Origin of the sequence: Staphylococcus sp. HMSC065D05 (assembly GCF_001813195.1) — a bacterium.
Taxonomy (GTDB): Bacteria; Bacillota; Bacilli; order Staphylococcales; family Staphylococcaceae; genus Staphylococcus; species Staphylococcus epidermidis.
Genome location: NZ_KV811714.1, coordinates 1 through 4,473 on the forward strand (window position 1 = coordinate 1; position 4,473 = coordinate 4,473).

Consider the following 4,473-nt stretch of genomic DNA (forward strand, 5'->3'; position numbering starts at 1 on the left):
TTTAATCGCGTCTGTTCTAATTTTTCTTTTGCCTGTATAATTCTGTTCGATTTTTTCATCAATCAAGTTATTAAAATTCTGTTTATTAGCATTTACCAAATCATAATTTAAGTAAGTTTTACTATGGTCTATATCTTCATTTTCATAATTATTATTTTCTCTTTGAACATGTTTTTGTATGCCCGTTGTATTTGTTCCAGATTTAACTTTTGAAACTCTAACAATGGAATAAGACATATAAAAATCACTCCTAAGCACAAAGGTTTCATGTGTATTTAATAGTTTAAGTCTAACACACTAGACTTATTTTTAATAAGTCGTTAATACGTGTGCTCTGCGAGGCTTAAACCTGTTTTTGCTAACGCAAAAAATGAGTGGCAAAATGCTAGCCACTCATAGTTCTAAACCAAAATATAATATAACTATTCAAACTGCTTTTCAGAACGTTTAAATACAATAATCGTCAAAAGACAACATAAAATAATAAGGATAGCCATGGCTACAAGAATATTACTATACACTCCAGAAGAATAATTTATAAATTCCAGAACTAGTTTACGATTAATCAATTGTAGTGACAATAAACCTCCTACAATTGCTATACCTGTTCCCTCTGATAAAAAACTTGTGAAATTTAGCAAACTCATTCCAGAAGCAACTTCTTCTTCAGAAAGACTACTTGATACTATTTTTGATATAACTGTTTTAGTAAAAGATAATCCGCCCATAACAAATATAAACATAAAAGTAGTCAACCACATACTAAACTCAACAAAAAATGCAATAGTTAAAAAACTTATAGAGATAGACAATGATCCTAAAATAAAAACAAATAATGATCCTTTTCTATCCACTAAAAAACCACCAAAATAACCAAAAACAATAACACTCATGGTTCCAGGAAAAATAACACTATTACCTATTGTCGCTACATTTACATGATAAATAGTTTTCATCATATAAGGCACCATTGATATAAAACCAGCTACTATAGAAAATATTAGCCCACCAGAAAACAAACCAAGCATAAACGGAATGTTTTTCCCTAGTTTAGGATTAATAAAAGGGTTAGAAACTCTTGAAATATGTTTAATAAAAATCACAAAAAAGATTGTGAAGAGTATTAAAAAAGTCCAATTATAATTTGTCGTAAATAACATAAAACATATAATACTTATAGACATTAAAACAATACCTACGATATCTAATGTATTTTTTGTTGATTTACCAGGTACCATTACTTTAATAAGAAAAGGTATAGTTACTATTGTAATCATAGGAAGTATAAGTAGGTAAGACCAATGAATATAATGTGCTATTATTCCCCCTATTGAAGGACCTAACCCTTCACCTAAAGCTACAATTGATCCTATAAAACCAAAGGCTTTGCCTTGTTTTTTTCTTGTAATATTTCTAGCTACAACCACCATAATCAGTGAAGGGAATGCAGCAGATCCTACTCCTTGTACTAACCTACCAAAAATCAAAATAAAAAAGTGATTGTGACCAATAAAAGCAATCAATGAACCAAGACAGCTCAAACTAATACCAATAATTAACAATTTTTTTATATTTATATAATCAGATAATTTTCCATATACTGCTGTTCCTATCGAAAAAGTTAACATATATGCAGTGTTTACCCAGTTTGTAATTCCAGGAGTAGTATTAAAATGATTTGCAATATCAGGTAAAGAAACATTTAAAACCATTTCATTTAATACACTAAAAAATGAAAGAATACAAAGCCAAAATAAAACGCTATAAAACAAACCTTTAAATTTTTTATATAAACTAAACAATTTTACCTCTTTACTTGAGGTGACTAAAGTTTATAGGGGTAAATTATTCTTTCACCTCATATAAATTCCCCAAATTTTTAAATAGACACTTCATAAAAAAATCCTCCTAAATTAGAATAGTTTAAATATATCATTTTTGTTCAGTAATATTAATATGTACACTATTTCCAAAATTTAAATTCATGTTGCCAAAAATCGATTTGTTTTTGCAATTGTTTTTCGTTCGCTTTTAAAGTCGATTTCATTAAGTCCGTTAAATCGACTGGCGAAATTTCTTTTATCAAATTCTTATATTTTGTTCTAGAATTTCTGTGAAGCTTTCCCCATTCTTCTTCATCACTCAATAACATAAAAACTATTGCTCTATCCGCAGTGCGTTGGATAGTTTTCCAATCTGGTTGCAAGATATGTAAATCACTAAAGCAATCATTCCAGTAATCCACCATATCTCTTTTAAGTTCGATTTCTACACGCCATAAATGTTCAGACATAACTTCAGCATCTGCATTATCTTTACGTTCTTGCTTTTTATTATAAATTCTAATAAATCTATTACTATCTCTCACGCCAAAATATTTTGTTTCTGGCTTACCATTACGACCATAAAAAATAGTTTTCTTAACTGCTTTATCAGACATTGCATAGTAGTCACTCAAATCATCTTCAAAATCAAAGGCTAAATCTAATCTTGTAAAACCGTCATCTTCCATGTAGCTTATTATATTTTGTTTTAACCAAATCATTTCATCTCGTGTAAGTTTGTTTGGATTAAATTCAATACGCATATTACGTCTATCCCAACTATCTGCTTTCACTTTGTCATATTCAATATAAACTTTTTCTTGAAGTGCTTTAGCTTTAAACTTTGTTTGAAGAATATCCCAAAGTCTTATTTGGGGCTCTACACTCATAAATTTAGAAAGGGCTTGAGCGTTGTCTCGGTTGAGATTTCCAACGATCGTCATTGCATCAAAACTTAATTTTGGATCAGATATGCACACAGTATGTGCGTCCAACCGGCTATTAGAGTAGCCGGTTTTAGAAAAATTGTCTAAATCGTGATTTTCCAAATGATTTGAATGATTTGCATGATTGTTTTTATACATAAAAAATCGACTCCTTAATCTCAATTTCGTTTAAGGAATCGCTCACCCAAATATATATCTTGATGTATATTTAAATATCGTTTAATATCTAAATATACAAGATTATAAAAACAACTCAGTGTTTTTTTCTTTGAATGATGTCGTTCACAAACTTTGGTCAGGGCGTGAGCGACTCCTTTTTATTTTGTTATTAATATAACACTATCAAAAGACTTGGTCTAATCAGATCAAGTCTTTTTTTATTTAAGCATTTGTATTATCTGGTAAACAGTTAAAACTACTAAAACACCAAGTACATACTTACTTGTTATAAAATTCTCAAAGGCTTCTCTGAATTTCATTTCTTCAACTCCTTTTATTGCTTTATTCCAATTTCCTTATTGGTCGGAACCTACAGGGCTTTATGTGTTGTTGAGTTGGTACTTTCTTGGGATTAATCCCAATTCAAGTCCAACCAACTCGCTAACAAGTTAGCTAACACATAGCCCATTCCAACCAATAAGTTTTCTCGGCATAAATGCATGTTCTATAAGTGCATACCTCTATCTCGTTTTTGATTCTTTTGTTGTTCTTGTTGCTGTTCCTGTTCTGAATATAATTCTGGATTCATTTTTTTATCTAAGTTTCCTGCTAAACCATTTAGTTTTGGTTCATCTTCTGTTAACTTATTAACTCTTTCCGCAAAGGTATTTCTTCCTAAAACTCGTTCTAACTCTTTTAGTAAGATTTTTAAAAGCTTTAACGCTATTTCTATATTCTCTTTAAGTGGCTTTGCATTTTCGTAAAGTTGGTTAAAATTATCGTCTGCGTTTTCAATACGCTCAACTGCTTTATTTAATAAATCATCTTTCTCTCGTATTTCCTTATCTTTATCATCTAAGGCTCTACCAGACTTTATATACTCGTAATCTTCCGAAATATCTTGAGCAGCTTTTATCTGTTTCTGAAATTCATTGAAATCTTTTTGGCTTATTACAACATTTCCAGTTTCTTGTATTTCTTTGCTAAATAAACCACCTACTTTTTCAGTTTCTTGCTCATACGGAACATTTATAGGCTTTTTAAGCGTATTTAACGATTTTTGGTACTCTTGCATTAATTTATCGTTCTTTTGCTTTATATGGTCTGTTTTTTGGCTCTCACGTTCATATTCTTGCTTATGATATTCTGTTTTTTGTTTATACTGACTTATTTGCTCATGTTTAGCATTTGTTACTTGTCTTGATTGCCCACGTTCTAAATCATATCCTCGTTGTTTAACATGCTCATTAAATCTATCTTGAAACGCTGTTAAAGCTTTTTTATTACCTACAACTTCTTTAGCACTTAAACGACCATCATCAGTTATTGGAACAACGCCATAATGCATATGTGGTGTTTTTTCGTCCATGTGAACTGTTGCATATAATAAATTATCTTTACCGTATTCTTGTTCTAAAAACTCTTTAGCATATTCAAAAAACTGCTTTGTATCTTCTGGCGTTTGATTATCAAAGAAATCATTGTCTGATGTAATTAAACCATCAATGTGTTTAATCGCGTCTGTTCTAATTTTTCTTTTGCCT

Annotated in this window: 4 protein-coding genes; all 4 read right to left on the reverse strand. The window is 30.1% G+C overall.

From position 1 onward, the window contains the following. A partial coding sequence (locus HMPREF2897_RS00005; RefSeq protein ID WP_176744848.1) for a plasmid recombination protein occupies positions 1-237 on the reverse strand: 237 nt, incomplete at its 3' end. Positions 238-422: 185 nt separating this feature from the next. Beyond that, positions 423-1,802: a tetracycline efflux MFS transporter Tet(K) gene (gene tet(K), locus HMPREF2897_RS00010; RefSeq protein WP_000492283.1), complete on the reverse strand. Its 1,380-nt coding sequence runs from the start codon at positions 1,800-1,802 to the stop codon at positions 423-425. Between the two features lie 161 nt (positions 1,803-1,963). Beyond that, positions 1,964-2,908, reverse strand: a complete 945-nt coding sequence (locus HMPREF2897_RS00015) for a replication initiation factor domain-containing protein (protein WP_000277654.1) — start codon at positions 2,906-2,908, stop codon at positions 1,964-1,966. A gap of 526 nt (positions 2,909-3,434) precedes the next feature. Then, on the reverse strand, positions 3,435-4,473 hold a 1,039-nt coding region (gene mobV, locus HMPREF2897_RS00020; RefSeq protein ID WP_070592389.1), incomplete at its 5' end, for a MobV family relaxase.